General features: G+C 56.5%; 25 protein-coding genes. 12 read left to right on the top strand and 13 right to left on the bottom strand.

Annotated elements, in window-relative coordinates:
- Nucleotides 1–3 precede the first annotated feature (3 nt).
- On the bottom strand, nt 4–987 hold the full coding sequence (locus tag FPV09_RS04050; protein WP_148882468.1) for a thiamine-phosphate kinase: 984 nt from the start codon (nt 985–987) through the stop codon (nt 4–6).
- Between the two features lie 88 nt (nt 988–1,075).
- Here FPV09_RS04050 and galT point away from each other — a divergent pair, with 88 nt between their 5' ends.
- Complete coding sequence (galT, locus tag FPV09_RS04045; RefSeq protein ID WP_148883672.1) at nt 1,076–2,059, top strand: galactose-1-phosphate uridylyltransferase; 984 nt, start codon at nt 1,076–1,078, stop codon at nt 2,057–2,059.
- Here the strand turns inward: galT and FPV09_RS04040 are convergent.
- On the bottom strand, nt 2,052–3,320 hold the full coding sequence (locus FPV09_RS04040; protein WP_148882467.1) for a TIGR00375 family protein: 1,269 nt from the start codon (nt 3,318–3,320) through the stop codon (nt 2,052–2,054). The two genes, galT and FPV09_RS04040, sit on opposite strands and share 8 nt — an antisense overlap.
- Before the next feature lie 9 nt (nt 3,321–3,329).
- On the bottom strand, nt 3,330–5,051 hold the full coding sequence (locus FPV09_RS04035; protein WP_148882466.1) for a chloride channel protein: 1,722 nt from the start codon (nt 5,049–5,051) through the stop codon (nt 3,330–3,332).
- Nucleotides 5,052–5,126: 75 nt separating this feature from the next.
- Between FPV09_RS04035 and FPV09_RS04030 the strand changes: the two genes are divergently transcribed.
- Entirely contained in the window at nt 5,127–5,597 is a 471-nt protein-coding gene (locus tag FPV09_RS04030) for a hypothetical protein (RefSeq protein WP_148883671.1), read from the top strand.
- 19 nt (nt 5,598–5,616) lie between these two features.
- Here FPV09_RS04030 and FPV09_RS04025 read toward each other — a convergent pair whose 3' ends face one another.
- Both FPV09_RS04025 and FPV09_RS04020 read right to left on the bottom strand, forming a co-directional pair.
- Nucleotides 5,617–6,936 carry a cation:proton antiporter gene (locus FPV09_RS04025; RefSeq protein WP_148882465.1) on the bottom strand — a complete coding sequence of 440 codons (1,320 nt, stop codon included), beginning with the start codon at nt 6,934–6,936 and terminating at the stop codon, nt 5,617–5,619.
- On the bottom strand, nt 6,924–7,418 hold the full coding sequence (locus tag FPV09_RS04020) for a CBS domain-containing protein (RefSeq protein WP_148883670.1): 495 nt from the start codon (nt 7,416–7,418) through the stop codon (nt 6,924–6,926). The genes FPV09_RS04025 and FPV09_RS04020 overlap by 13 nt, the downstream gene beginning before the upstream one ends.
- A gap of 162 nt (nt 7,419–7,580) precedes the next feature.
- Here FPV09_RS04020 and FPV09_RS04015 point away from each other — a divergent pair, with 162 nt between their 5' ends.
- Both FPV09_RS04015 and FPV09_RS04010 read left to right on the top strand, forming a co-directional pair.
- A complete protein-coding gene (locus tag FPV09_RS04015; RefSeq protein WP_148882464.1) occupies nt 7,581–8,927 on the top strand; it encodes a cation:proton antiporter in 1,347 nt (448 codons plus the stop codon).
- Between the two features lie 136 nt (nt 8,928–9,063).
- On the top strand, nt 9,064–9,753 hold the full coding sequence (locus FPV09_RS04010) for a hypothetical protein (RefSeq protein ID WP_148882463.1): 690 nt from the start codon (nt 9,064–9,066) through the stop codon (nt 9,751–9,753).
- Nucleotides 9,754–9,759: 6 nt separating this feature from the next.
- On the opposite strand, the gene speB is transcribed toward FPV09_RS04010, so the two are convergent.
- The 5 genes from speB to FPV09_RS03985 all read right to left on the bottom strand — a co-directional run bounded on the left by speB (nt 9,760) and on the right by FPV09_RS03985 (nt 14,393).
- Complete coding sequence (gene speB, locus FPV09_RS04005) at nt 9,760–10,626, bottom strand: agmatinase (protein ID WP_148882462.1); 867 nt, start codon at nt 10,624–10,626, stop codon at nt 9,760–9,762.
- A 69-nt stretch (nt 10,627–10,695) separates the two neighbouring features.
- On the bottom strand, nt 10,696–11,106 hold the full coding sequence (locus tag FPV09_RS04000; protein ID WP_058938592.1) for a translation initiation factor IF-5A: 411 nt from the start codon (nt 11,104–11,106) through the stop codon (nt 10,696–10,698).
- Nucleotides 11,107–11,181: 75 nt separating this feature from the next.
- Complete coding sequence (locus FPV09_RS03995) at nt 11,182–12,561, bottom strand: sodium-dependent transporter (RefSeq protein WP_148882461.1); 1,380 nt, start codon at nt 12,559–12,561, stop codon at nt 11,182–11,184.
- 106 nt (nt 12,562–12,667) lie between these two features.
- Nucleotides 12,668–13,327, bottom strand: a complete 660-nt coding sequence (locus FPV09_RS03990; protein WP_148882460.1) for a 16S rRNA methyltransferase — start codon at nt 13,325–13,327, stop codon at nt 12,668–12,670.
- Nucleotides 13,305–14,393, bottom strand: a complete 1,089-nt coding sequence (locus tag FPV09_RS03985; RefSeq protein WP_148882459.1) for a saccharopine dehydrogenase family protein — start codon at nt 14,391–14,393, stop codon at nt 13,305–13,307. Before FPV09_RS03985 ends, FPV09_RS03990 begins: the two co-directional genes overlap by 23 nt.
- A 58-nt stretch (nt 14,394–14,451) precedes the next feature.
- On the opposite strand from FPV09_RS03985, the gene FPV09_RS03980 reads away from it, so the two are divergent.
- Nucleotides 14,452–15,030: a metallophosphoesterase family protein gene (locus FPV09_RS03980; protein WP_148882458.1), complete on the top strand. Its 579-nt coding sequence runs from the start codon at nt 14,452–14,454 to the stop codon at nt 15,028–15,030.
- Nucleotides 15,030–16,004, top strand: coding sequence for a hypothetical protein (locus tag FPV09_RS03975; protein WP_148882457.1), 975 nt, complete (start codon nt 15,030–15,032; stop codon nt 16,002–16,004). The genes FPV09_RS03980 and FPV09_RS03975 overlap by 1 nt, the downstream gene beginning before the upstream one ends.
- Nucleotides 16,005–16,019: 15 nt before the next feature.
- Here FPV09_RS03975 and FPV09_RS03970 read toward each other — a convergent pair whose 3' ends face one another.
- Together FPV09_RS03970 and argF are read right to left on the bottom strand one after the other, a co-directional pair.
- Nucleotides 16,020–16,949, bottom strand: a complete 930-nt coding sequence (locus FPV09_RS03970; RefSeq protein WP_148882456.1) for an NOL1/NOP2/sun family putative RNA methylase — start codon at nt 16,947–16,949, stop codon at nt 16,020–16,022.
- Nucleotides 16,950–17,128: 179 nt separating this feature from the next.
- A complete protein-coding gene (gene argF / locus FPV09_RS03965; protein ID WP_058938600.1) occupies nt 17,129–18,076 on the bottom strand; it encodes an ornithine carbamoyltransferase in 948 nt (315 codons plus the stop codon).
- 234 nt (nt 18,077–18,310) lie between these two features.
- Between argF and FPV09_RS03960 the strand changes: the two genes are divergently transcribed.
- The 6 genes from FPV09_RS03960 (at nt 18,311) to FPV09_RS03935 (ending at nt 23,647) form a co-directional block, all read left to right on the top strand.
- Nucleotides 18,311–18,826, top strand: a complete 516-nt coding sequence (locus FPV09_RS03960; RefSeq protein WP_168194725.1) for a DUF996 domain-containing protein — start codon at nt 18,311–18,313, stop codon at nt 18,824–18,826.
- A gap of 114 nt (nt 18,827–18,940) precedes the next feature.
- A complete protein-coding gene (locus tag FPV09_RS03955; RefSeq protein ID WP_148882455.1) occupies nt 18,941–19,579 on the top strand; it encodes a DUF996 domain-containing protein in 639 nt (212 codons plus the stop codon).
- A gap of 88 nt (nt 19,580–19,667) precedes the next feature.
- A complete protein-coding gene (gene thyX, locus FPV09_RS03950) occupies nt 19,668–20,405 on the top strand; it encodes an FAD-dependent thymidylate synthase (RefSeq protein WP_148883668.1) in 738 nt (245 codons plus the stop codon).
- Between the two features lie 28 nt (nt 20,406–20,433).
- The gene (locus FPV09_RS03945) at nt 20,434–21,090 is read left to right on the top strand and encodes a DUF7523 family protein (protein ID WP_148882454.1); all 657 of its coding nucleotides are present in this window, start codon (nt 20,434–20,436) and stop codon (nt 21,088–21,090) included.
- Between the two features lie 140 nt (nt 21,091–21,230).
- Nucleotides 21,231–22,859, top strand: a complete 1,629-nt coding sequence (locus FPV09_RS03940; protein ID WP_148882453.1) for a Na+/H+ antiporter NhaC family protein — start codon at nt 21,231–21,233, stop codon at nt 22,857–22,859.
- Between the two features lie 92 nt (nt 22,860–22,951).
- Nucleotides 22,952–23,647, top strand: coding sequence for a hypothetical protein (locus FPV09_RS03935; protein ID WP_148883667.1), 696 nt, complete (start codon nt 22,952–22,954; stop codon nt 23,645–23,647).
- On the opposite strand, the gene FPV09_RS03930 is transcribed toward FPV09_RS03935, so the two are convergent.
- Nucleotides 23,644–24,144 carry an HIT family protein gene (locus FPV09_RS03930; protein WP_058938605.1) on the bottom strand — a complete coding sequence of 167 codons (501 nt, stop codon included), beginning with the start codon at nt 24,142–24,144 and terminating at the stop codon, nt 23,644–23,646. The two genes, FPV09_RS03935 and FPV09_RS03930, sit on opposite strands and share 4 nt — an antisense overlap.
- Nucleotides 24,145–24,260 lie beyond the last annotated feature (116 nt).

The following is a 24,260-nucleotide window of genomic DNA, read 5'->3' as shown; positions in this document are numbered from 1 at the left end:
GGCCTAGGATTTTAAAACGTTATCGGAACATCTCTCTATACGTCCCCCTTTTACTTCCCGGTTAAGGTGTTCCCAGCCGAGAACGGGCATCTCCTGTCTTTTTCCGTCGATGGTAATGTAAACCCCAGCTCCTTTGAGAACCCTTCCGATGACGGTGCATCGCACGGGACATTCGTCCAGTAGGTTTTCCGGGATGGTGAAGATCAGCTCGAACTCCTCCCCGCTCGCGAGGGCCATCTCAATCAGGTCCAGCCCCAGGGCCTCGGCTACTGCCCTAACCTCCTCCCTGATCGGCAGTTTTTGGGCCTCGATCTCTATCCTCACCCCGCTCATCTGGGCCAGGAGGTGTAGCTCCTTGCTCGGGCCGTCGCTTACGTCGATGGCCGCATTCGCAAGCTCGCTCAGTTCAATTCCCTCGGGGACCCTGGCCCTCGGTTCGAGGAGCTTCTCATAGAGGGGTTCCCTTATCTTTTTCGGCACGTCGGGGCCGCGCCTCCACACGAGGAGCCCCGCCAGGGCCCTGCCGATGTCGCCGGTAATGCAAACCAGGTCACCCGGCCTCGCCCCGCTCCGGGTTAGAAGTCTCTTCGTTCTCCCAAGGGCGATTCCGTCTATTATCAAATCGTCCGCCTCGTTCGTATCGGCGCTGAGAACGGGAACCCCGTAGAACTCGAGGGCCTTTCCTATCCCTTCCGCAACGCCTTCGAGGTAATCCATCTCAATATCCCGCGGAACGCCCAGTGAGAAGAGAAACCCCACCGGTCTCGCTCCCATAGCCGCGACGTCGCTCACGTTCATGGTGACGACCTTGAAGCCCACCTGTTCGGGTGTCATTATATCCGGAACGTCCGTTTTTCTCACGAGCATGTCGTTGGTGGCGACCAACCATTCGTCACCGAGTCTGATAGCCCCGGCATCGTCCCCCAGAGGCAGGTCTCCCTGGAGCTTGAGGTGCCTTCTGAAGAGCTCGATTATCTCCCTCTCCACCTCTATCCCTCACTCCCAGTTGAGTCATGGGATTTAAAGCCTTCGCCAAGCTTTTATGCCCCTTCGCCAATCTAATCCAGTGGTGAAGATGCGGGAGCTGAGGTACAATCCCCTGACCGGTCAGTGGGTCATGGTCTCGGCGGTGAGGAAGAAACGCCCATGGAGGCCGCGGAACTTCTGCCCCTTCTGCCCTGGTGGCGAGGAGACCGGTTACGGCTGGGAGGTTCTTCTGCTCCCGAACAGGTTTCCGATGCTCTCCTTCGATGCACCCCGGCCTGAACAAGAAGTGTTCTACCGGAGGGCAAGGGCGCTCGGCCAGTGCAGCGTGATCGTCGAAACGCCGGAGCACGGCCTCAGAGACCTCGACGAGCTTTCCCTTGAGGCTATGGTTCGAGTTGTTGAATTATGGAAAAACGTAACCGCAGAACTGAAGAAAAATCCCCGCGTTGCCTACCTCTTGATCTTTCGGAACAAGGGGGAGGAGATAGGTGTTAGCCTGACCCACCCCCACGGTCAGCTCTATGCGACTCCATTCATACCGCTCAAGGTTCGTCTCAAAATCGAGAACTCGAGGAGATACTTCAAGCGCACCGGCGAGTGCCTCTTCTGCAGGATTCTGCGCGAGGAGCTGGAAAGTGAGAGGGCGATATACGAGAACGAAAGCTTCGCCATCTTCCTGCCCTTCTTCGCGAGCTGGCCCTTTGAGGTTCACGTCTATCCGAAGAGGCACGTTCAGTGGCTCACCCAGCTGACGGAGGAAGAGCTCGCGGACCTGGCCGACGCCCTCCGCGTTGCAACGGGAACCCTCAACACCGTTCTGGGGAGGGAAATGCCCTACACGATGATGCTCTACCAGGCGCCGTTCAAAGGAACCTACGGCTTCTACCACCTCCACGTCGGGTTCTACCCAATCCTGCGGGAGAACGGCAAAATCAAGTACGCCGCCGGGATAGAGATGGGGACGTGGGACTTCACCTACGACGGCGTCCCCGAGGAGAATGCAGAAAAGCTGAAAGAAGCCTGCAGAAAGGCGACAAAAAGAACAGGCGCGAGGGGCAGGTGCTTCACTTAGGGGCTCCCCGGAGGAACTTCATGAGGCTCGTCTGCTTCGGCCGGTATTCCTCCTTTGGAACCTCGACCTCAAGGCTCTCCAGCTCCGCTATGCTCGCCTTCCTTATCTCCTCTGGCAATCTTATCTCGCCGTACTTTCCTCCGCCGCCCGGGATCACTATCAGCTTGCCCTCCCGGTATGCCCAGATTGCCTTCGCAACCTCCTCGTGGACCTCCGCCAGGCCCTCCAGCGGGACATCCACGAGAACCCTTATTTCACTCCCGAACTCCCTCAAAAAGCGCTCCCAGATTACGCGCACTGCTTTCGTCTCCACCCCCTTGCCTATAACCATCGCGATTATCTCAGCGAGGGGAGCTAGGCGGAGATAGGGCGGCCTGTCCTTTGGTCTCTCCTCCGTGTCGGCCAGCTCGAGGATTCTGTCGTGAACGCCCTTCTTTATTCTGCCGCCGCACTTCGGGCACTTCCACTTGAATGCCCTCGCCTCCTCAGGGGAATACTTCCTGTAGCAGCGGGAGCAGGCGGTTAGGTGGTACTTGCCCAGCCTGGGGTCAAGGCCTGCGTTGAGGACGATTTTTCTCCCCCCGCGCTTCAGAATGGCCTTCCGTATCTCCTCGAATGTTGCGTCCCTCACTTCAAAGCGGTTGAACTCCCTTCCGAGGCGGTGGGGCATCGGGGAATGGGCGTCGCTGTTGCTGAGGTAGGTCAGAGAGTGGTGGGATTTTATCCTGTCCGCCATCTCCGAATCCGCCGAGAGGCCGAGCTCAAGAAAATGCACCTTTGCCCCCTGGTAGGCTTCCTTGAGGCTGTTGTATTCCTTGTAAAGGGCAGTCCAGGGAGTAAAGGCGTGTGCAGGCCCGATTAGGATTCCCAACTCGTTGGCAATATCCGCTATCTCTGCCGCGGAAAGGTTAACCCTCGGCCTTCCTTCGGTGTCTATGTCCTGTGAGTACCCCTTCAGCTCCTTCCTCATCTCCCGGACGGTGGAGATGCTCGGAAAGATCAGGACGTGGTGCACCCTTCTGCTGTCCTCCACCTCTGCGGTGAGAAGGAAGCGAATCCCGTTCCTCTCGTAGGTCCCCTCGTCCACCTTCTCGGTGTACCTGAGCAGTTCCTCCTCCCACTTCGGGTTGAGTATATCGCCCGTTCCGACTACCCCGAGACCCTTGAATCTTGCGTTCTCGGCGAGATTGGGAATAGTCATGGCTTTTGAGACCGCCTTGGAGTAGCGCGAGTGTATGTGAAGGTCGGCATCAACCTGCATGAAACCACCTCAGTCTATGTACATTCCCTCCAGACCGCGGTAGTAGGCGCGGTATATGTCCCTTTTGGTCACGACTCCGATGAGCCTCCTGCTCTCGGGGCTTTCCAGGACGGGCAGAAGGTTTTGGTCGTAGGCCATGAGCTTCTCAAAGGCATCCTCGGCCGTCTCCGTCGGGTAAGTTACCCCGTAGGGCCGGCGGATGAATCGCTTCACCGGCATCCGCTTAACGCTCGGGGATTTTTTCAGGATGTCCTTTATGCCGACTATGCCCACTACCTCCATGTTTTCGTTGACCACAGGGAAGCAGTCGTGACCGGTTTCGCCTATCAGGTGCTCCACGTCAAAGAGAGTCTGGTTCTCGGTGACGTAGACGGGCTCGCGGGTCATTATCTCGCCGACGGAGATGGTCTCGAGTATGACCGGCTTTCCGGTCTTCACGTGGTAGCCCTTTCTGATGAGCTTGAGGGTGTAGATAGACTCCCCCTTAAGGAAGAACCTGGCCGTTAGGAAGCCTATGGTCGCGGAGGTCATTACTGCGGGCAGAACGGCGTAGCTCCTGGTGAGCTCCGTGACCATCAGTATCTGAGTTAGCGGTGCCTGGGTCATGCCGCTGAAAAATGCGGCCATTCCGGCCAGGGCGTAAACAGCAGGATTCGAGCCGAGACCCGGGAAGAGAAGTCTCACGACCTCTCCAAAGGCAGCTCCGAACATCGTTCCTATATAGAGGCTCGGGGCGAAGACGCCGCCGCTCTGGCCGGATCCTATCGTCAGGGTGGTGGCCAGCATCTTAACCAGCCCGAGGACGATGAGGAGCCCTATCGTCAGCTCCCCATAGAAGGCCATCTTCATTCCCTCGTAGCCTATTCCGAATATGCCGTGGGCGGGGAACAGCATCCCAAGAACGCCGACTCCAAAGCCGCCCATCGCGGGTTTTATGATTTCAGGCACGTTGGCCTTCGAGAACCCGTCAACCACGCGGTAGAGGAACCGCGCGTAGAACGCCGCCAGGAGGCCGAGGCTCAGGCCCAGGAGAAAGAACAGGGGGAGCTCTGGAAGTGTGTGACCGATGCCTCCTGGAATGTCTATCTCCACCGCCCTGTTGAGGACGGCAAGGGTAATTGCGTTCCCGGTGACGGCGGCGATGAATATGGGCACGAGGTTTATCGAGAAGGCGCCCATATAGACGACTTCCAGGGCGAACATCGCCCCCGCGAGCGGGGTGTTGAAGGTGCCGGCTATACCTGCCGCCAGACCGCAGGTGACTAGGAGCTTTTTCATCTCCTTTGAGAGGCTGAACCAGCGCGCGAGGATGGAGGTTAAAGCCGCGCCTATGAAGCCTATGGGACCTTCGCGCCCAACGCTTCCCCCGGAGCCTATGGTTATCGCTGTGGCTATCGTCTTCAGAACCGCGAACTTTCCGGGGATGTTGCCCCCCTTGAATATGACCGCCTCTATGACCTCGGGGATGCCGTTCCCCTTGATTTCGGGGCATGTGATCACGAAGAACGCGACGATGAACGCGCCGAGCGTGGGGAGGAGCAGGTACCCGAGATTAAAGCTTCCTACCTCGTAAGAAACCCTGGGGAGCAGTTCCCCGAAGAAAAACCCGTGAACAAGGGTCACCAGAACCCTGAAAACTACGGCCCCTATACCACCCACTAGGCCGGCCAGTATGGAGAACACCATTACGATACCCCACTTCCTGAGGTACGCCCCGTCTCCAGAGGTCATCAAATGGGGGTTGGCGTCCCAAATAAAAAGCTTAAGCTTTTATACCACCTTCCCGAACCTCCCCTGGTGGAAACTATGAAAGTTGAAGGATTCGTTGCTTCCCTTAGAAACGCCGAGACAATCGGCGGACTGTTCAAGATACTCTCGGAGAAAGGGGCCCCCCTCGTCGAGCTCGACGGGAAGAGGTTTCTCATAGTCGTTGAGGGCGACTTCGAGGGAAGGAGGTTCTGGACCGAGATAAACGGGGAGAAGGCCAACCAGGCCCTCGGCGATGCGATGCTCAACTCCTCAAGCTTCCCCTTCAAGTGCAGGAAGCCCTACACCGGCGGAAACGTGATATTCGTGGACTTCGGCGATATCGAGGTTGAGGAGTTCCTCGTTGCGTACCGCGACCCCGAATACGGCATCTTCTATCGCGTCAGGAACGGAGAGGCTGAGGAGATAACGAAAGAGGATTACGAGGGTCTGATTCCGAAGATGCCGGAGTTCAAGATAAAATCCATGAGCGAGGAGCAGATGGACATGATGGGGGCCTTCTTCGGCTGATGTGGAAAAGGAAACGGGCTCACCCAGAGCCCTTCAGTTCTTTTATCCTCTTCTTCGTGCTCTCTATCCTCTTGACCTTTGCGCTGGCCTTCTGTGCCCTCGTTGTCTCTATCTCCTCCCTGAACGCCCATTTGAGGAGCGGCGGGGTTATCAGCACGGAGACCGTTATGAATATCAGGGTCGCCGCTATGAACTCCGGGGCATGCTCCGGGCTTATTGCGCCGCCGTGGATTGCCACCATCAGGTCAACGAGCGCAACCTCCGTCCTCGGAACCGAACCGATGCCCATCTGGAGCGACATCCAGAGGTTCTTCTTTGTGAAGAGGAAAGCCCTTCCGCGTCCCCAGGCGGTTATCCACGCTCCCAGCCCCCTTCCTGCCACCTTTCCAAAGACTGCGACGGCAGTTAGGACGGCGGCGAGGATCAGGGCGTTGGCATTCTCGAAAACGGTGAGGTTGAGCATCGCTCCCGTGTGGACGAAGAAGAACGGTATCAGCAGGCCGTAGCCGATGGCCTTCACGTCCTCCATGAGGCGCTTTCCTTCGGGGAGTTTCGAGAGGACGAGGCCCATCATGAACGCACCCTCGATGGCCGCGGCGAACCAGCCCTCCGCCAGGGCCGCGAAGAGGAACATCATTCCGAGAACCACTCCGAGGATTCCCTTCTCCACGTGAAGCCTCTCGGCGAACTTTATGTAATAATCGACGAGGAACCACCAGATGACCCCGGTCAGAATGAAGAACGCCACGATTTTAACCGAGAGCTCCAGAAGGCCGCCGCTTCCGACGGCAAAGATGACGAGGGCTATGCCCAGAAAGTCGTCCATAACGCTCGCACTCAGGGAGGCCGCGCCAACCTCGCTTTTGAGAACCCCCAGATCCATCATCACCCTGACGGTCAGGCCGATGCTGGTTGCGGTGAGGAGAACACCGCCGGCAAAGGCCTCCCTGCTCGGGTACCCCATCTCCATGAGGGCGAACCAGCCGATCACGAGTGGAACGAAGACACCGAGAACCGTCGAGACGGTGGCCGTGAGGCCCGTCTTCTTGAGCTGTTCAAGGTCTGCATCGAGGGCACCGAGAAACAGGAGGAATATTATGCCCAGCTTGGCGAGGAAGTTGGCCACCACCGTCATGTCGGTGGTGAATGCCTCCCCGCTGACTATCGGGAGGTACTGGGGCGCGACTATGCCGAAGTAGACCAAGTTTCCGAGTATCATTCCCATCAGCAGCTCTCCGAGGACTCCCGGGAGCTCGTAGCGCTCGATGATACTGTCTCCTATCTTTGCGAGGATTAGCGAGAGTCCAAGGGCGAAGAGCAGCCACGTCACGCTCTCCATTGGGCACCACCCACCCGCAGCAGTCTGAGTAGCTCGTCTATCAGTATGCGGAGGCTCACCTCGCCCACCAACTTGCCGTCCTTTACGACCGCCAGCACCTGAATCTTGTATTTGCGCATCTTCATCAGTGCGTCGAGAACCGTTGCGTCTTCCTCCACCGTCAGCACGTGTCTCTCGGCAACGTCCTCCGCCTTTGTGGCGCCACCGAGCATCGAGCGCATGGTTTTGCTTGTCATCCCCAGCTTGAACTTGTGGGCCTCCGGCGGCAGAAGGACGTCTATGACGTCCCTGTACCTGATGACCCCCACTAGCTTCATGTTCTCCCTGCCCTCAACCACCCACACGTGGTGTCTGGTTCTGAGTATCTTGAGGACGCTGAGGAGGTCGGAGTCGGCCGTTACCACGGGCATCGTTTCGAATCTCGGCATTATGTCGGTCAGCTTGAGCGAGTGGAATCTCTCAAGGGCGGACTCGACTTCCATGACCACCACCATTTTCAGCTGGTGGAAAAAGTTCTATTTAAGGCTTTGTGGGTCGAACGCGACACCGAGGCAACGTTTAGAACATTGTACCAAAAGGATAACAAAAGAAGTTCCCCGGCATGCTTATTAACTCTGAAGACAAAATCTGCAGGAGGAATAGCGATGTCTGTGACCGGTGCATCGAACGTCCTGGTTCCAAGCGTTGACCTGCTGGTCTACGTGTTCTTCGTCGTCCTTGCGGTGGGACTGGTTTCACTCCTCGTGAGCAGGAGGTTCAATGTATCCTACATTCCCCTCTTCATGTTCCTCGGCATACTGGTCGGCCCCGTTCTTGGGCTCCTGAACCGGAACCTTGCCAACGAGCTCTTCAACTACATCCGCGTCTTCGGCCTGGTGATGATACTCTTCACGGAGGGTCACACCCTCAGCTGGAAGATGCTCAAAAGGAACTTCAAGACCATACTGGCCCTAGACACCATCGGACTCCTCCTCACCGCGTTCATCATCGGCGGAATATTCTCGTGGCTCTTTCACGTGCCCTTCATCGTCGGGTTCCTTTTCGGGGCGATCATCGGTGCCACAGACCCGGCTACATTAATTCCCCTGTTCAGGCAGTACAGTGTTCGCGAGGACATCGAGACGGTCATCGTCACCGAGTCAATATTCAACGACCCGATGGGAATAGTTCTCGCATCGGTGGCCGTCGCGATGCTGGTTCCAGAGGCGTCCAGCGCGAGGTTCCTGGAGGCCATAGCCGGCTACATCGGTCTCTACCCCGCGGCCGTCGTTTTCTTCCTGTACCAGATGGGTGCCTCGATACTCATGGGGGCGCTGCTCGGTGTTGTCGGGTACAACATCCTGAAGAGGACGGAGGTTAGGGACTTTCCCGAGATCGTCATATTCTCCCTTGTGATGGCGTTCGGGGGCTTCCTTCTCGGTGAACTGGCACAGGCTTCGGGCTATCTTGTGGCCACCGTTACGGGCATCGTTCTTGGCAACCATAAGGTCTTCTTCAGAGACGATATCTCCGTGGTCAAGAAGGTCATGCTGGCCGTCGAGAGGGAGGTTCACTTCAACGAGAGCCTCGCGACCATATCCACCATCTTCATCTTCACTCTCCTGGGCGCGAGCCTGAACCCGGGGATAATAAGGGGCCACATCGTGCAGGGCGTTATCATAGCGTTCGCTCTGATGCTGGTCGCCAGACCCCTTGCTTCCCTTCCCGTCCTGAAGTGGCGCTCCTTCAAGGAGTACCTGTTCATATCGCTTGAGGGCCCGAGGGGCGTCGTTCCCGCCGCCCTGGCCAGTCTCCCCCTGACTCTCGGAATCACGTACAACAACCCCGACCTGATTCAGTGGGGAGAAACCATCCTCAGCGTCACCATAATCACCGTCTTAGTCACTGTCCTCGTTGAGACCCTCTGGGTTCCGGTACTCAGGAGAGAACTGCTCGAGGTGAGGAGCATCGAGAGGGAGATGGAGAAGGCCGGCTACCGGCCCAACTCCTAGGCTACCTTTTACGCTTCCCGAAGGGATTGGGTTTTGTTCTGGCTTATTTTGGTTCGGATACGGCCCATTTTTGGCCGGCAAGTATATAAAGTTCGGCGGATTATGGAATTACGTGGAGGGGGTTTAGGTGATTTGAATGAGGACTTGGGAAAAGGGAATAATTATGATCGCCAGGGCCATCGTTTTCTTCGGCCTTATCAGCACCCTTATGTACGGAAAGTTTGACCAGATTTTCAGCGCGGCCGCGGGTCTATTCGCCCTCTTCGTTCCAAGCATCGTCCGGAAGATATACCCCCGCCCCAGCAGAAGGATCTGGCCGTGGGTCAGCCCCTTCTACAACGACAGCATCTACGCACTCTTCGCGATATTCATGGCGGCCCACATAACGTTTCTCAACGTCCCCTTCCTCCAGCTTGACCTTTACAACCAGGTCTGGAAGGGTGCCGACGTCCCGAGCCACTACCTGGGCGGCCTCGTGACGTGGGCCATATTCAACGAGGTCGTTCTGGAATCGTCGAGGACCTACAACCTCCACTGGAGCCCGCTGAAGATAGTCTCCATAAGTCTCTTCGCCCTCGTTCTCGTTGGGGTTGTCTGGGAGTTCTTTGAGGTGGTCCTCCAGCCGGACATGCCATGGCTCTACGAGAGCATGAGCAACAAGATGCAGGACGTCGTTATGGAGCTGCTCGGCTTTGGAACGGGAATACTTATGGTCTTCAGGCTGGAGTACCCGTACTCCATGAAGAAGCCCCTCGAAAACGCCCCCGTGCAGTTTGGAACCACGTCGGTGGACATACTTCCCCAGCCGGATCACGTGAAAGAATGAAAAAGTTCAGGGCCTTCTCTTTCCCATTGCCCCTATGAAGTGGAACAGTAGCTTTGCCGCCGTCAGCGCGGTAACGTCACCGAGCCCGCTGCCTGCGACCTCCATTATGTCAAAGCCGGCTATCCTCTTGTTCTCCACAAGCCACTCCACGGCTTCGACAACGTCCCAGAACTTCAAACCCCCGGCTTCGGGGGTTCCGGTTGAGGGGACCAGGGAAAGGTCGAACGCGTCGATATCAACCGAGAGGTAAACCGGCTCCGGGAGGGGCTTCACCAGCTCAACGAAGGCATCGAAGTCGTAGTCCCTAGCGTGAACCCAAGCTATACCTTCCCTCTCCGCGTACTCGACCTCTTCCCTCGTGCCGCTCCTTATTCCGAACATGGCTTCCCTGACTCCCAGCTCGCCTATCCTCCTCGCCACGCAGGCGTGGTTGTAGGGGTTGTCCTCGTAGCTCTCGCGCAGGTCGAGGTGTGCATCGAAGACGACGTAGCTGGCAGGCTTAAGCGCCTCAACCGCCCCCAGGGTCTGGGAGTGCTCGCCGCCCAGAAGTATCGGGATAGCGCCGGGATTAACACGTTTGAGCTCCTCGACGGTTTCCCTAACCCTGTCCGCGGTCTTACGGGGGTCGCCGGCGACAACTGCCACATCCCCAATGTCTGCTATGGGAAGTTCCGCTATGTCAACGTCGTAGTCGAGGATGTAGCTCTCGAGGTTGAGCGTCGCGTGCCTGATGAGCGTTGGCCCGAACCTCGCGCCGGGCTTGAAGCTGGTCGTTCCGTCGAAGGGTACACCTAGGATAACAAATTTGGCCTCTTCAGGCCCAACAAGTGGAAACTCAAGCTTAAGCGTCTCGTAGGTGTACAGGAAGTCCATACTCGCACCTCCAGGGAGAATTGGAGCGTCCTCTTAAAAGGTTGCGGGAAATAGAAGAGCGGAGAGGGCTCACTCGCCCTTGAGCCTCATTATCTTAATCCTGCCGAGGGTCTCCCAGTACTCGACGTTGATGCCCTCCTTGAGCTGGTCCTTGACTTCGTCGGCGACGCCGCCCTCGATCGGGATGTCGAAGAGCTCGTAGGTCTCCATGTCCATGATCTGGACGGTGTCCGGGGTCATGGCGATGATCTGGGCGGTTCTCTTGTCGATGATCGGAACGTCAACCTCGGCGCTGGTGGGCTTGACGATGCTCCTGACCTTGCCGTCGAAGATTCCAACGGCCTCGATCCTGGCCTTGGCTGAACCGTGCTTTCCGGGCGAGGAAACGGTTATGTTGCCGATCCTGCAGGGTTCGCCGTCGATGAGGATGTACCTTCCGGGCTTGAGCTTGCTAACCTGAACCTTGGTCTTGTCTCCCATTTTTCAGACCTCCCATAAGCGTTCTAAAACCGATTAGGAAGGGTCTTTAAAAAATTTTTGAAAAGGAGGAAATGTTCAACGGCGGGCCTTCAGCAGCATGCCGTTCATGAGCACCGGCACGAGGAGCACGAGACCCAGCACCGCACCAATCTTCACCGGCATCTTTGGGGCGGTGAGTGAGTAGTAGAGGGTCGCCAGCCCGCTGACGAAGAGGAGCAGCATCACAGCTGAGACTACCGCTTTATTGTGCGTCAGCTCAGAGGAAAGCAGCGGGTAGCTCTCGACCGCGGCCATGAGCGCCGCCACGGAAAATGGTACAACAACGAACATCGTTCTGATGTCGCCGACCACCATGGCGCCGGCCACTATCATGCCGAGGATGCCCACGAATCCCAGGCTCGGGTTTCTTCCAAGCTGCATAACCTCGGAGAGCATCTGGCTGCCCATCTCGATGAGGATGATTATGGTCGTGAGGCCGGCTAGATAGAGGGACAGCATCAGGAGCGCTATGAGGGTCGTGTCGTTGGGCACGTTGTCCCTCAGGACGGCTGGTATCGAGTAGAAGACCTCTATCGAGTCCATCGGGCTTTTATCGCTGTTGGTGGCGTAGTCCTTGAGGTCGTTGAACTTCATGAAAAGCTTCATGGACTCATCTGCGGGGATGTTCGGGTTCTGGAACGCCTCACCGTAGGCTTGGTAGGCGGCGCCCAGGGAGTAGGCGACGGTGAAAGCCGCGGCGAAGCTGAGGATTATCTGGAGGACGAAAACCGCCGCGAGAACCTTTCTAAGGTTAAGCTCCTCCGGGGTGAAGCTTCCCAGGACGTAGTAAACCCCCGCGCCAAGACCGAGGGAGACGAAGACGGAAACGACCATGAAGAGGACTCCCCTTGTGGTCAGGGACAGGTCAAAGGACGTTATTGAGGATACCGCACCCTTCATGTACTGAACCGCCTGTGGCGCGGTGACCATGCTGAGCGCCTGGTTCCTGATCAGGAACGCCGAAGCGAGGGCGAAAAGAACGAAGAGTATCGAGACGACCGAGATGAACTCGAGGGTTCTGCCCTTTGCCAGTATGAGCATCAGAACAGAGAGCAGTATCGTCCCGAGGGCCAGAATGGGGATGTACCTCGAGCCCATCCCGAAGATGAGGGCGAGGCCGTAGGAGGAGTAGTAGGTGGTGACGCCGAGCATTATCATCAGGAACATCAGCAGGCTGAATATCAGTGCGGGAGTCCTAGCTATCTTAAAGAACAGCTCGTATATGAGGTAGCGGGTCTTTTTGGTGCTCTCCGCCTCGCTGTATATCAGGAACATTGCCACCAGCATCGGGAGGAGTGAAATCAGGAATCCTTTGAGCCCGAAGGTTATGTAGTACTTCGGCAGAACCAGGAAGTTCCATATTCCAAGGACGTATCCGGCGATTAGGAACGCCATCAGGAAGCTTATTTTTCGCATGGAGTAACACACCCCCATTGGATTGCCTTTGCTGTGTTGTTTCCAAGTGCCCAAAAAAATAAGCATAAACAAAATATAAAAACATTATGTAGCTTTTTCGCTTTTTTCAGGGAACCCAATGCTCAAAGTTGATGATTACCTCGTTCACAACCGCCCAGGCCATCAACGGGGCCTCGTAAATGCTTATTTTTTCCCCTGGCGTTTCGCCCCTGAAATCCCCATGGGGGAATCCACCGACGATGACGAGGGGGTTCTCAAGTCCACCCAGTATCTTCCCAAAGTCCTTTGGCTTAGTGGGCTTCCCTTCCTCGTGCATCACGAAGACCCCGTCGGGGTTTAACTCCTCCACGAGCTCTCCGAGGGACTTCTCCTCAATGCGGAGCAGTTCCAGGCCCCTCGGCACGACCCGATCCCTGAAGAGGCTCTCCATCAGCCCAACGAAGCGGTTGTAGTTCCTTGGAATCCTCGTCTCCGGCTTGATGTGGATGACCTCGTCGTTTCTGGTGTGGACGTAGACCCTCAAGAGCCCCTCCTTGCTGGTTATGCTCTCGAGGGCGTTGAGGAGGCAGATGTGGACTATGTCGGGTCTTCCCCTCCTTTCGCCGTCAGGGAGCTTTTTGATGGCCGCGTGGTGGTAGGTGCTGTCCAGCAGTATTTCGTCCGGCCTCTTTCCCCTCCTCCTGGCGTGGTTCACAACAGCAGGATGATCCACTATGGCCTTCGGGACGGGCTCAAGCTCCGCCTCAGCTATCACCAGGTGGAGCATTCTCCCACCTCTCGAGCCTTATGCCCCTGTCGGCAATCTCGTCGACGATTCTCTCGAAGGTGTCTATGCGCATTCCGAGTATCTCCGGAGGAATAACACCAAAGATGCAGCCCTTCTCGGCCACGAGTCTGGCCACTATCGCCGCGGTGAATCCCGTGACGCGGGCCATCGAGGTGAAGCCCTCTTTCTCCTCGTCGTACAGGAGGTAGCCTATCTCCTTCTCCTCGCCGTCCAGCGTTCCCCTTCCGACCACCTGCATTATCGAGAAGTCCGGGCTCCCGTAGGTCATGAGCGGGGATATAACCTCAAGCGTCTTATTAACGTGCTCCGGCCTGAAGAAGCCGAGCTCCCTTAAAATCCTCATCTTCTCCAGGTGTCCCGGCCAGCGGAGCGTCCACTCCTCTAGTTTCTCCGCCCTAACGCTCTCCAAGAGGCTTCTTAACCCGTCGCTTACGAAGGCCTCGAACTCGAAGTCGCCCACGGTTACCTCCTCAATCCTCTCGAAGGGGTCAACTGCCTTAACCTCGCCGTCCCTTATCACGCGCGCCGGCCTCGTGTACTCCTCAACTAAATCCTTCGGTGACCATGTAATTCTGTAATGGAGTGGCGGCTTCGGCTCCTTTGGGAGGCCGCCGACGTAGATGTGGCCCTCCCTCAGCTCGTCCATCTCCTGCCAGATGCGCCCCATCAGGATGTGGCTCAGCCCTGGGGCAAAGCCGGCGTCGAATATAACCGTCACCTGCGCCTTTTCAGCCTCATCGCGAAGCTCCAGGGGGTTCTCCGGCATGAATGAGACGTCGACCATGTCAACGCCCGCTTTTATGGCGGCCCTAACGGACTGATAGCCGAATCTTCCAGGCAGGGCCCCTATCACAAGCTCAAAGCCCCTCATGGCCTCAACAAGGGAATCGAAGCTGGACGCATCAACTTTCAGGGGCGTGGCGAATTCGGACACCGCCTTCAGTCTCTCATCGCTGACGTCCCCAACGTGAACGTCGAACTCGTCCCTTAAATCCCAGGCTATAGCCGTGCCGACGTTTCCGGCACCGAGAACAAGAACCTTCATGGTAACACCCTTAGTAACTTGGCGAAGGTATATATAAACCCTGCTCCTACTCTATTTAATGCCGATAAAACTCCCCCTCTTCCGGAAAAAAGTCCTGGAGCTGCTGTCATCCACCGACGAAACGAAGGTCATGCACGTCAGCGACACCCCAGAGAGCGCTTACCGCTTCATAGGTGAGCTCATTGACAGGGTCCGTCCCGAGTACGTTATCCACACGGGCGACCTCGCGGACAACATAAAGCTTGAGCGAAGACCCGACATGAAGCCGCTCTACATTGGAGCGGTGAGAAAGCTGGCCCGCGTCCTCAAGAACCCTGGGACGGAACTCTACGTGGTCCCAGGCAACGAGGATGAGCCTGAGGTAGTCCGGGAGTTCTTCGGGGGAAGTGTCGTCGAGCCAGGAACCATCGTTGAGATAGGAGGTATGAGGTTCGCCCTCGGCCACACGTGGAGGGAGGTGGCCGGCCTGGACGCCGATTTCAGACTTTACGGCCACAACTTCAAGCTGATAGACCGGGGACTGAACGGCGTCCTCGGTGTCAACTTCGTTCTTCTCCCGAGCGGGAAGACCTACAGGGTGAAGTATCCCGGCGGGACGGATTTCGACAGAGGATACAAGATGTGGAGGGGCATGTGATGAAGGTTCTCCGCTTTGGACCGTCCATTATTTTCCTCAGAACCGGGGACATCCCGGCCGTGAAGAGGGCCCTCTCGGAAGCCTTTGGGGTCGGTGAGATACCAACGGACGAGGCGATTAAGAAGAGCAGCGAGTTCGAGACAATAGTCTTCGTCACGGATGAATGGAAGAAGGAGACGATACCGCCGGAGACGGCCTTTCTCGTGAGTTCCCACGCCCCGGTTGTTCTGAGCCTTATCCTGAACGAGAAGCTCCCGATAGAAAAGGTTCATGTGGAGAGCACGCTGATATTCATAAGGGTCCCCAGCAAGGTTGAGGAGGGCTTGAAGCTCATCTCCAAAAAGTACGGCGGGGAGATAATGGACATAAGGACGGCCCTTGACGAGGGTGAGGCAGGGGACACGATAATCGGCGTGACCAGGAAAAAGCTCAACTCCCCGATCGGGCCGGAGGACATCGATGGTGCCGTCCTCGTCCGCAGGGACTTCCTTGAGGTTTACAGGGAGCTGAGCGTTGACCTTCCCGTCCTTCTGCTCAGGCTGATGCCCGAGTGGAACGAGATCACGATTAAAATCTACGACACCGATAAGCGCTACGAGGAGAACATAGAGCGCCTCATGATGGTGATTGAGGACATAGACATTGGCTTCGTCATTGGAGAGGGCTGGGACTGGGACTATCCGAGGCCATTCATGCGCGTTCCGGTTTACAAGCTCAAGCTCCTGACATGGGAAGACCCGGTGCGCGTTAAGTTCCTGCTCAAAGGCATTGAGTACCACGGCTACAAGCGCCTCTGCGACATAGACGTTTTCGTCGAGGGGAAGAAGATTCACTGGACGGCCCTCGGAAAGTACGACTCGAAATTCGAGCTGGCCAAGGCCGCGCGGGAAGAGCTGGAGAAGAACCTCAGTGCGGATGTCATTGAAAGGCTGAGGGAGCTCGATGAGAAGCTCGCGCCGGACTCAAAGGATTGATATGGAGAAACCGGCTCAGAGTTTCTTAATCTTCGCAACGAAGAAGCCGCTCGTCCCGTGCCTGTCCGGATAAAAGCGCCTCGCCTTTCTTATCTCCCCGCTAAGCTCGATTCCGAAGGGGCTCGTTAAAGCGGGCTCGCCGTAGCGGAGCGGGAGCAGTTCAACGTCGAAGTTCTCAAGAACCCACTGGATCACGAATTCGTTCTCCTCCGGTTCGAGGGAGCAGGTTGAGTAGACGAGGATTCCTCCCGGCTTCAGAACCTCAAGGGCTTTTTCGATAAGCTGCATCTGCAGCCCCTGGCAGAACTTCACGTCCTCCATCGTTCTGTTGGCCTTCCTCTCGGGGTTCTTATGTATGGTGCCCGAGCCCGTGCACGGTGCGTCGAGGAGGATTCTGTCGAACTCGACGCCCAGCTCGGCTATGTGGAGCGAAGACTTATGGATGAGTACAGTATTGGTTACCCCGAGGCGGGAAAGGTTCAGACGGGTCTCCTTTAAGCGTTCCTCCCCGACATCGAAGGCGTAGATTATTCCCTCGTTCTCCATCAGCTGGGCGAGGTAGGAGGTTTTTCCGCCCGGGGCGGCGGCCATGTCGGCGACGGTTTCGCCGGGCTTCGGCTCCAGAGCGACGGGAGGGTACATCGAGCTGGCCTCCTGAATGTAGAGGAGACCGCTCAGATATTCCGGAGTGGAGGTTATCGAGAAGGGCTCGCGAGTGAGGCAGAACCCTTCTCTCGCCCAGGGAACGCGCTTAAACTGGAAGCCCTTCTTGTTGAGGAGCTTGGTGAGCTTCGGCACTTCGATGCGGAGGGTGTTTACGCGGAAGCACCTCGGCAGGGGCTTTTCCATGGCCTCGGCTATAGCTAATGCCCTCTCGCCCCAGAGCTCGTAATAGCGCTCCGCGAATGTCTTGGAGTAGCCGAGGCTGAAGAGCTTTTCCAGCATGGTGGGAAATACGGAGGGGGGTTTAAAAGGTTCTTCGTTTGTGGAAGCCAACTTTCATAACTGCGATGATTTATGAAAGTGCACTTTCATAGAAGGGCGGTTTTGTGAAAGTCCGCTTTCACAGCGGAAGCATCTCAGAAGGCCAAGCAGTGTGGGAGAACAAAAGGGAAGAAAAGGCCTCAGACCTTAATCCCGCCCATAACAAGGGCCATAACAGCTTTCTGGGCGTGCAAGCGGTTCTCGGCCTCGTCGAAGACGACGCTGTTCGGGGAGTCAACGACGTCGTCGGTGACCTCCTCGCCGCGGTGGGCCGGGAGGCAGTGCATGAAGATGTAGTCTGGCTTGGCGTGCTTGACGAGGTCCCTGTTGACCTGGAACGGCTGGAATATCTTTCTCCTCTCCTCGGCCTCGGCCTCCTGACCCATGCTCGCCCAGACGTCGGTGTAGATAACGTCCGCATCCTTAACCGCCTGAACCGGGTCGTGGAGGAGCTCGAAGCTTCCGCCGCTCTCGGCCGCGTTCTTCTCGGCCCACTTGATGACCTTCTCGTCCGGCTCGAAGCCTTCGGGGGTTGCAACAACAACGTTGGCACCGAGCTTGGTTCCGGCTATCATGAGGGAGTGGGCGACGTTGTTTCCGTCACCGACGTAGACTATCTTAAGGCCGGCTATGCGGCCCTTCTTCTCGAGGATGGTCTGGTAGTCAGCGAGAGCCTGGCATGGGTGGCTGAAGTCGCTCAGACCGTTGATGACCGGGACGCTGGCGTACTTGGCGAGGTCCTCGACGTCCTTGTGGGCGTAAACCCTCGCCATCATTCCGTCCACGTACCTGCTGAGGACGCGGGCGGTGTCGGCGATGGTCTCGCCGCGCCTGAGCTGGAGGTCGTTGGCGTTGAGGTAGAGGCCGTAGCCGCCGAGCTGGTAGATTCCAACCTCGAAGGAGATCCTCGTTCTGGTTGAGGGCTTCTGGAAGATCATGGCCAGGGTCTTGCCTTCAAGAACGCGGTGCGGCTTGCCTATTTTGTTCCAGATCTTCATCATCTCGGCTGTCTTGAGAATAGTCTCAATCTCCTCCCTCGTAAAGTCCTGAAGGCAGAGAACATCCCTTCCTGCAAGGCTAACCACCATGTGCATCACCGTCTAAAGCTGGAGCCCGGTTTTAATAACCCTTTCGTCGGAGAAAGTGGGATAGGACTGAAATCTTTTGAGCATCAATGCACGCTGGCTTTCCAAACGTAATGAACACCGCCGCATTCTTTGCCACATGAAGTACTTCCGATATGGATGTGTCATACTTTTATAGCCACTGGTGGAAAACCTTTTAAATGATTATGAAGACATTTATTTTCGAGGTGATTGCCCGTGAGTGATTTGAAAAATGCCAAAATGATGGGTGGCATCGGAGCCATCCTGACCGTTGTGGGCCTCGGCTTCATAGGATTCATCCTGAAGCTCTTGGCCGTCAAAAACATCGCCGAGGCTACCGACAGGGACGAGATATTTAGCAAGTACCTCTGGGCTGCCATACTGAACATACTGGCCAGCCTGATACTTATGGGAACCATGTGGGGCTCGATGCTGGGTGCCTCGAAGTCACCCGAGTTCGGCCTGGGCATGATGGGCGCCGGCGGCATCATCGCAGTGGTTCTCATGATAGTCGGTGTGTGGTTCATGAAGCAGAGCTACGACATGATATCTGAGGAGACTGGGGTGGGCATGTTCCACACGGTCGCGCTGCTGTACATCATCGGTGCAATCCTGATGCTAGTTCTGATCGGTGGACTGCTTATTGTCATAGCGGCAATCCTCGAGATAATCGCGTTCTTCTCACTGCCCGACGAGATATCCAAGCCCGTTGAAGAGCCGGCACCTGTTTAGTTTTTTGTTCCCATTTCCTTTTCGATTTTTTGATGGATCATTTTGACATTCTTTCCGCAGACGTTGGAGAGGACTCTTTTATATCTGAAAATCGTACAGACATTGGGTGATATTATGGAAAGTCTGAAAAATGCCCGGACCTGGGGCGGCATTGGTGCCATATTCAGCCTCTTTTACGTGACCTACCTTGTGGGTTTCGTGCTGAAGCTCTTCGCGGTGAAGAACATCGCGGAGGCAACGAAGAAGGAGAGCATCTTTAAGGATTACATCTGGGCGGCTCTGTTAAACATAACCGCCAGCCTGATCCTGTCGTGGGCGTTCTACGATATGTGGGACAAGATGGCGGACGTCATCCACGATCCCGAGAAGGTGACCGAACTCATGTCCGCCTTCGGAACGTGGAGCCTCGTTGCAGTGATCATAATGATAATAGGCGTCTGGTTCATGAAGAAGAGCTACGATGCAATAGCCAGGGAGACCGGTGTCGGAACGTTCCACACCGCGGCGCTCTTCTACCTCATCGGCGCGATACTCGCGCTCCTCATGGTGGGCTACTTCTTCATCCTGGTCGGTGCTCTTCTCGAAATCATGGCGTTCTTCGCCCTTCCGGAGGAGCTTCCCGGGGCCGTAAATGAGAAACCAGCCCCCGAGCCGGCAACCGAACAAACCGTGGAGATCGAGAGTGCCGAACCCTCTGAGGAGGAACCTGTCAAGGCTAGTGAGGAGCCTTCTGAGGAAGCTCCGGAGGATTAGGCCATTTAGGGAACTCGGTCCCCTCGCCTATTTTTGACCCCAAAGTAAACCTAATAAACCTGGCCCGATTCTATCTCCGGTGGCGCGAATGGGGGATGGGATCAGGGTTACCCTTGTCAATTATACGAAAAAACCTCTCGAAACCGTCACTTGGGCGGCGCTCATAAGCTACTGGGATGAATGGGAGACGGAAGCGTTCGAGCGCATGGGCGAAGGGGACGTTGGGATGCATCTGCCCCGGGTTTTGGGGTATGGTCACGAGTCAATACTGGAGCACGCGGTTCTCACCTTCGCGATCGAGGGATGTTCTCGGACGTGTTCACACCAACTTGTGAGACACAGACTTGCAAGTTATACCCAACAGTCACAGCGCTATATAAAATTGAACCCCAACGACGTCGAAGAGACCTTCGTAATTCCGGAGAGCGTGAAGGAGAAGCCTGGGCTCTACGAGAAATGGAAGGAGTTAATGAGGAAGGCTATCGAGCTCTACGAGGAGAGCTACAATGCGGGAGTTCACCAGGAGGACGCGCGCTTTGTACTCCCCCAGGCGGTGAGGACAAAGCTCGTCATGACCATGAACCTCCGCGAGCTGAAGCACTTCTTCGGCCTGAGGGCGTGCGAGAGGGCCCAGTGGGAGATACGGGAAGTCGCCTGGAAGATGCTGGAGGAGATCGCAAAGAACGATGACCTCAGGCCCGTGATAAAGTGGGCGAAGCTCGGGCCCAGGTGCGTTCAGCTCGGCTACTGTCCGGAGGGCGAGCTCATGCCTCCTGGCTGCTGGAAGAGGACGAAGGAGAGGTGGAAGAGAATAGCCGGAATATAATCCGTTTCCGGCCTTGGGAGGATGAACAATGAACCCCGGAAAACCCAGCATAGCCGAGATTGTGCGGGACGAGATAATGAGGCGGCCCTTTGTGCGGGAGTGCATGCGCCTCGGCATCGTTAACTACAGTGCCCTTGCGAGGATACTCGTAGCCGACGCTGGCCTGAATGCATCCATCCCTGCGGTCAAGATGGCCCTGATCCGCCTCGGGGAGGAGCTCAGGGATGAGAGGTCCCTTCTGGAGGAGCGGGTGAGGAGCGTCGTTGGAAACAGCATCATAGAGCTCCAATCCGATGTCAGCGTGATAACCGTCTCGAAGGAACACCTTGTCAGGGCCGTGAAGGATCTGCTGGAAATAATGAGCAAATCGAGGTTCTTCCAGCTGACCCAGGCCAGGGACACGTTCACAATCGTCATCGCGAGTGAGGACGAGGCAAAGGTTCTTGGCCTTGTGAAGGAGGTCGTTGGCATACTGAGGGACCAGACCGCCCTTACTGTGATAAGCCCTGAGGACATAATTGAAACCCCAGGAGTTGTCGTGTTCATGACCTCGGCGCTGGCCGCAAACGGGATAAACATAACCCAGGTGATCTCCTGCCACAAGGACACGATTTTTGTTATTGACCGGGAAGAAGCGCCAATGGCGTACCAGGTCCTGGAAAGGATCATACGCGGGATGAGGTAATTCTGTTCCAAATGAAACAGAATTCTGCTTTTTTGGTATATTTGTTACAAAAGTAATAAAAGTGTTTTTTGTTAGCCCACACCGGTGCCGCTTGTCCGGTACATCAAACGAAATTTGCCAAAGATGGGAGGGATCGGATCATGTCGGACTTTGGAGTACTCTCACTCCTGCCACCTCTCGTGGCCATCGGTCTCGCCATCCTGACCAAAAGGGTTCTCTTCGCCCTGTTCTTCGGAGTGTGGGTTGGTGGACTGCTGGTGGCGGGGGGAAACCCCGTAGGGGCCACGACTGAAACCCTAAAGTGGATAGCCTTCAACATAGCGTCCGCCTGGGAGGAGAACGGGCAGATTGTTACCGACCTCTGGAACACGAGGATTCTCCTCTTCGACGCACTCATAGGTGCAGGGGTAGCGCTGATATACAAGGCCGGCGGCATGAACGCCATAGCGAAGGCAGTGACGCGGAAGGTTAAAACGAGCCGTGCAGCCTCGCTGATGGCGGCTATCTTCGGAACGATAATATTCTTCGACGACTACACCAACACCATCATCGTCGGCAACACAATGAGGCCCATCACGGACAGGGCGAGGGTTTCGAGGGAGTTCTTAGCTTACGCCGACGATTCCACAGCCGCGCCGGTGGCGGTTCTGGCGGTCGTCTCCACCTGGATCGGTTACGAGCTCGGCCTCTTGAAGGACGCGATAGCGAGCGTCGGTGCGGATATAAGCGCCTACTCAGCGTGGTTTGCCAGCTGGCCCTACAGGTTCTACCCAATTCTGGCGGTCATCCTCGTTTACCTCGTTGCCGCCACCCACAGGCACTACGGCCCGATGCTTCACGCTGAGCAGCGTGCCAGGACCGAGGGCAAGGTCCTCCGCGATGGGGCGCAGCCGATGATGACGACGGAGGTGGACGTGGGGATGCCCATAGAGGGCAAGGAAAGCGTCTGGGTGTTTATACTACCCGTTGCGGCCCTTGTCTTCATGACGTTCCTCGGCCTGTGGGTTACTGGCGGAGGCAGCGCCGCTTACGCCAAGGGCGGCTTTCAAGAGGTTCTCTCCAACGCGGACTCAACGTGGGCCCTCGTCTGGGGTTCGTTCTCCATGGTCATCGTCGCAATGGTTCTCGTTCTGGCGATGAAGATAATGAGCCTCGAGGATGTCGAGCACACCCTTGTTGCCGGAATGAAGCAGATGCACTTCGCCATGATGATACTCATCCTCGCGTGGAGCATCAAGAGCGCCTGCGACGCGGTTGGCACCGCCGACTACATAGTTAGCGTCGCATCGAACGTCCTTTCACCTGGGTTGGTTCCCCTCGTCGTCTTCGTGGTGGCGGCATTCATCTCCTTCACGACAGGAACGAGCTGGGGGACCTTCGCGATAATGATGCCGATAGCGGTTCCCCTCTCTTACGGGCTCAGCGGGAGCTTTGGACCGGTTGTCTACGCCAGCATCGCCTCGGTCTTTGCCGGCGGCGTTTTCGGGGACCACTGTTCACCAATCAGTGACACAACCATCATGAGCTCCATGTTCTCAGGCTGCGACCACATCGACCACGTGAACACCCAGATACCTTACGCCCTCACCGCGGGCTTCGTCGGCGCCGTTGTGCTCCTGCTCTTTGCCGCGGGGCTGAGGAACGGCTGGCTGCTGCTCGCCATCGCGGTACCGCTCCTCGTTGTACTCCATCGCTTCCTCAGTGAATGGTACGGCAAAAAAGCTGGAATTCCGCACGGAAAGGTCAATCTCTACGCTGTTGAGGACTGATTTCTTTTTTCTTTCCTCTTGCACCGGGTTCCAAACCAACGGTTTAAGAAACGCTTTTTATATCTCTTTCTATGGTTTCTGTGGGGATAAACGTGAAAACGAAGAGCTGGGAAGTTGAAATCTCTCACCCGTGGGAAAGCCTTCAGGTTATCCTCAGCGAGCCTGAGAAAACCCTTCCGTTCTTCCCGTACTTCGAGGATATCCAGGGCGACAGGGTTCGCTTCAAAGTGCCCCGCTTCATCTTCAACTTCGGCTACGAGTTCAAACTAACCGTGGGATTCCAGGAGCACCGTGCCGTTTACACATTCACCGGGGACAGGGGGATACTCACAATAACCTTTGAGGTGGTCGATGGAAGGCTGAGGGTCTCCGCGAGCTGGGCAGGGTTCGGCGAGGCGCTGATGGGCAAGCCGCTGGATAACTTTGCAAGGGGGATAGCGGAGGCCATTAGGGGCTTCTGCAACGCCCAGGCAAGCTGTCCCGTGGCGAAAATACGGAACGGCAGGGGCGTCGTTGAGAGGGTGACCCCCGAAACCGCCCCAGCCCTGATAAAAAGGGTCTCGTGGGAGCTCAAGGGAGAGGACTTTGTTCTGGAGGGACGTGCGGAGGATGGAACGTTTCTATCCGCTGCTGTCCGCGGCGGAAAGCTCACCCGACTCACTGTGGGGGACCCGGAGGGTAAAAAGAGCATTATAGAGGCAGATGTTCCTGTGCTGGAGCTGGGAAGCGACCTCTTTGAGGGGCTGCCCCTCAACAGGGAGTTCACAATAGAAGTTAAGAGGGCCTAAGGCCCGGTCTCTCCTGCTATTTCATCTATTGCCTTCTTCAGCTCGTCGTAGGCTTCCTCAAGCGACTCCGGAATGACCTTGGTGTCGGCTATAACCGGCATGAAGTTCGTGTCCCCGTTCCACCTCGGCACTATGTGGAGGTGCACGTGGTCGTCTATGCCCGCCCCGGCAACGCGGCCGAGGTTCACACCCATATTGAAGCCCTGTGGATTCATGGTCTTCTTCAGGGCCTTTATCATGAGCTGGGAGAGCTTCATTATTTCAAGAAGCTCTTCCTCGGTCAGGTCTTCCCACCTTCCGACGTGCCTGTAGGGGGCTATCATGACGTGCCCCGGGTTGTACGGGTAGTTGTTCATGATTATGAAGCAGTGCTTCCCGCGGTAGAGAATGAGCCTCTCCCTGTCGCGGTTTTCCTTCGGGAAGTCGCAGAAAATGCAGCCATCGTGTTTGGGTGAGCGTATGTACTCGATCCTCCATGGTGCCCAAAGGGTTTTCATAACCTCACCTCCAGTGGGAGAAACGGGGGTAGGTTAAAAGCTTTTTTGGGGTGGTGGGAGGGGCCACAATCATCCAACAAAGCTTTTAACTCCACCCTTCTACTCACCCCAGGTGA

The sequence above is a fragment of the Thermococcus aciditolerans genome (genome assembly GCF_008152015.1).
GTDB lineage: Archaea > Methanobacteriota_B > Thermococci > Thermococcales > Thermococcaceae > Thermococcus > Thermococcus celericrescens.
Note: the sequence above shows the minus strand (reverse complement) of the source record. Positions and strands in the feature narration are given on the sequence as shown.

What these genes read in the sequence shown, in the direction of transcription:
- FPV09_RS03955 (WP_148882455.1), top strand. Translation starts at nt 18,941, where the DNA reads ATGGAAAGTCTGAAAAATGCCCGGACCTGGGGCGGCATTGGTGCCATA.
- FPV09_RS03930 (WP_058938605.1), bottom strand. Translation starts at nt 24,144, where the DNA reads ATGAAAACCCTTTGGGCACCATGGAGGATCGAGTACATACGCTCACCC.
- argF (WP_058938600.1), bottom strand. Translation starts at nt 18,076, where the DNA reads ATGGTGGTTAGCCTTGCAGGAAGGGATGTTCTCTGCCTTCAGGACTTT.
- FPV09_RS04035 (WP_148882466.1), bottom strand. Translation starts at nt 5,051, where the DNA reads ATGACCTCTGGAGACGGGGCGTACCTCAGGAAGTGGGGTATCGTAATG.
- FPV09_RS04000 (WP_058938592.1), bottom strand. Translation starts at nt 11,106, where the DNA reads ATGGGAGACAAGACCAAGGTTCAGGTTAGCAAGCTCAAGCCCGGAAGG.
- FPV09_RS03945 (WP_148882454.1), top strand. Translation starts at nt 20,434, where the DNA reads ATGAACCCCGGAAAACCCAGCATAGCCGAGATTGTGCGGGACGAGATA.
- FPV09_RS04030 (WP_148883671.1), top strand. Translation starts at nt 5,127, where the DNA reads ATGAAAGTTGAAGGATTCGTTGCTTCCCTTAGAAACGCCGAGACAATC.
- galT (WP_148883672.1), top strand. Translation starts at nt 1,076, where the DNA reads ATGCGGGAGCTGAGGTACAATCCCCTGACCGGTCAGTGGGTCATGGTC.
- FPV09_RS04015 (WP_148882464.1), top strand. Translation starts at nt 7,581, where the DNA reads ATGTCTGTGACCGGTGCATCGAACGTCCTGGTTCCAAGCGTTGACCTG.
- FPV09_RS03940 (WP_148882453.1), top strand. Translation starts at nt 21,231, where the DNA reads ATGTCGGACTTTGGAGTACTCTCACTCCTGCCACCTCTCGTGGCCATC.
- speB (WP_148882462.1), bottom strand. Translation starts at nt 10,626, where the DNA reads ATGGACTTCCTGTACACCTACGAGACGCTTAAGCTTGAGTTTCCACTT.
- FPV09_RS04010 (WP_148882463.1), top strand. Translation starts at nt 9,064, where the DNA reads ATGAGGACTTGGGAAAAGGGAATAATTATGATCGCCAGGGCCATCGTT.
- FPV09_RS03990 (WP_148882460.1), bottom strand. Translation starts at nt 13,327, where the DNA reads ATGCTCCACCTGGTGATAGCTGAGGCGGAGCTTGAGCCCGTCCCGAAG.
- FPV09_RS03975 (WP_148882457.1), top strand. Translation starts at nt 15,030, where the DNA reads ATGAAGGTTCTCCGCTTTGGACCGTCCATTATTTTCCTCAGAACCGGG.
- FPV09_RS04025 (WP_148882465.1), bottom strand. Translation starts at nt 6,936, where the DNA reads ATGGAGAGCGTGACGTGGCTGCTCTTCGCCCTTGGACTCTCGCTAATC.
- thyX (WP_148883668.1), top strand. Translation starts at nt 19,668, where the DNA reads ATGGGGGATGGGATCAGGGTTACCCTTGTCAATTATACGAAAAAACCT.
- FPV09_RS03980 (WP_148882458.1), top strand. Translation starts at nt 14,452, where the DNA reads ATGCCGATAAAACTCCCCCTCTTCCGGAAAAAAGTCCTGGAGCTGCTG.
- FPV09_RS03970 (WP_148882456.1), bottom strand. Translation starts at nt 16,949, where the DNA reads ATGCTGGAAAAGCTCTTCAGCCTCGGCTACTCCAAGACATTCGCGGAG.
- FPV09_RS04040 (WP_148882467.1), bottom strand. Translation starts at nt 3,320, where the DNA reads ATGCAGGTTGATGCCGACCTTCACATACACTCGCGCTACTCCAAGGCG.
- FPV09_RS03995 (WP_148882461.1), bottom strand. Translation starts at nt 12,561, where the DNA reads ATGCGAAAAATAAGCTTCCTGATGGCGTTCCTAATCGCCGGATACGTC.
- FPV09_RS03985 (WP_148882459.1), bottom strand. Translation starts at nt 14,393, where the DNA reads ATGAAGGTTCTTGTTCTCGGTGCCGGAAACGTCGGCACGGCTATAGCC.
- FPV09_RS04020 (WP_148883670.1), bottom strand. Translation starts at nt 7,418, where the DNA reads ATGGAAGTCGAGTCCGCCCTTGAGAGATTCCACTCGCTCAAGCTGACC.